Below are 2,119 nucleotides of genomic sequence, written 5' to 3'. Positions count from 1 at the left end.
GTTTCTCATTGTTTAATTTAGAGGGTGCAAACTGCGCATCTTACGGGCCAATAGCTCAGCTGGCTAGAGCACACGACTGATAATCGTGAGGTCGATGGTTCGAGTCCATTTTGGCCCACCAGTGTCCATTGAGAATGGATATCAACATTCAAGAGATTGAGTGTTGATATCTGGTTTCAATCGAGACCAGAATTCCGCACCTTGAAAACTGAACAATGTGATAATTCCAGATGGAAGAGCAAGCAACAGAGTAGATTTTTAATCAGAATGGCAAAAGTCATTTCTGTCAATGGGTAATAACAATTAGCCAAAAAATAACTCTGAAGCCTGCATGATTCTTATAAGAGAACTAAGTGTTTTCTAGGACCAAACCGTTCAAAAGCCCAGCGAAGCGGGTTTTGAACGGAGAGGAGCCGCAACGGAATGATTGAGCTTTCGTGCTTGCGCGGAAGCGAAAGATATGAAGTTTGCGGCGACGAGGTCAAGCTAATAAGAGCGCAAGGGGAATGCCTTGGCATCAGGAGCCGATGAAGGACGTGGCAAGCTGCGATAAGCTTCGGGGAGGCGCAAACAGCCTTTGATCCGGAGATTTCCGAATGGGGAAACCCGGCAGTGCAATACACTGTCATCCTGCGTTGAATCAAATAGGCGTAGGAAGGGAACCGCCTGAACTGAAACATCTAAGTAGGGCGAGGAAGAGAAATCAACCGAGATTCCGCTAGTAGTGGCGAGCGAACGCGGAAGAGGGCAAACCGGTGGATTTATCCACCGGGGTTGTGGACAGTCATTTAGCAGAAGTTATCTAGGAGAACGGCATGGGAAGGCCGGCCATAGCGGGTGACAGCCCCGTATCCGAAAGAGAAGGCTGTGAGACTGGATCCAGAGTACCGCGGGACACGTGAAACCCCGTGGGAAGCTGGGGGGACCACCCTCCAACCCTAAATACTACCTGATGACCGATAGTGGAGCAGTACCGTGAGGGAAAGGTGAAAAGGACCCCGAGAGGGGAGTGAAATAGAACCTGAAACCTTGTGCTTACAAGCACTCAAAGCCCGTTAAAGGGTGATGAGGTACCTTTTGTAGAATGGTCCGGCGAGTTATTGTTACTGGCAAGGTTAAGGTATTCAGTACCGGAGCCGCAGCGAGAGCGAGTCTGAATAGGGCGTATGAAGTCAGTGGCAATAGACCCGAAACCGGGTGACCTATCCATGAGCAGGTTGAAGTGGAGGTAAAACTCCATGGAGGACCGAACGCACGCTCGTTGCAATGATCGGCGATGACTTGTGGATAGCGGTGAAATTCCAATCGAACCCGGAGATAGCTGGTTCTCCCCGAAATAGCTTTAGGGCTAGCGTTGTTTTAGATTACTGGAGGTAGAGCACTGAATGGGCTAGGGGGCGATAAGCTTACTGAACCCTATCAAACTTCGAATGCCAGCTAATTGATGAACAGCAGTCAGACTGTGTGAGATAAGTCTCATAGTCAAAAGGGAAACAGCCCAGACCCACAGCTAAGGTCCCAAATATACGCTAAGTGGAAAACGATGTGGAGTTGCGAAAACAACCAGGATGTTGGCTTAGAAGCAGCCACTCATTAAAAGAGTGCGTAATAGCTCACTGGTCGAGTGACTCTGCGCGGAAAATGTAACGGGGCTAAGCGTATAACCGAAGCTTGGGCTTGTCGTAAGACAGGGGTAGGGGAGCGTCGAATATGGGGTGAAGTCGCATCGGAAGGAGCGGTGGACTGTATTCGAGTGAGAATGCCGGAATGAGTAGCGAGAATCATGTGGGAATCATGATGGCCGAAAATCTAAGGTTTCTTGGGGAAGGTTCGTCCGCCCAAGGTAAGCCGGGAGCTAAGGCGAGGCCGAAAGGCGTAGTCGATGCACATACGGTTGAAATTCCGTAGCCACCGAACTTTAAGCACACTGACACTTTGGAATAGCCGAACCCGGGCGTTGGTTGACCCGGGCGTAAGGGACCGAAATATAGTAGGGAAGTCGGCGATGTCCAGAGGCGAGAAAAGGTGTGAGGTATACTAAGGTGCCCGTACCGCAAACCGACACAGGTAGATGAGGAGAGAATCCTAAGGCCAACGGGAGAAGGGTTGTTAAGGAACT

Annotated in this window: 1 tRNA gene and 1 rRNA gene; both read left to right on the top strand. The window is 50.1% G+C overall.

Features of this window, described 5'->3' with window-relative positions:
- Nucleotides 1-44: 44 nt before the first annotated feature.
- A tRNA-Ile gene (locus B5F98_RS12490) sits at nt 45-121 on the top strand.
- Nucleotides 122-479: 358 nt separating this feature from the next.
- Nucleotides 480-2,119, top strand: a 23S ribosomal RNA gene (locus B5F98_RS12485); the annotation flags it as partial.

The organism is Pseudoflavonifractor sp. An44 (genome assembly GCF_002161675.1).
Classification (GTDB): domain Bacteria; phylum Bacillota; class Clostridia; order Oscillospirales; family Oscillospiraceae; genus Enterenecus; species Enterenecus faecium.
Note: the sequence above shows the minus strand (reverse complement) of the source record. Positions and strands in the feature narration are given on the sequence as shown.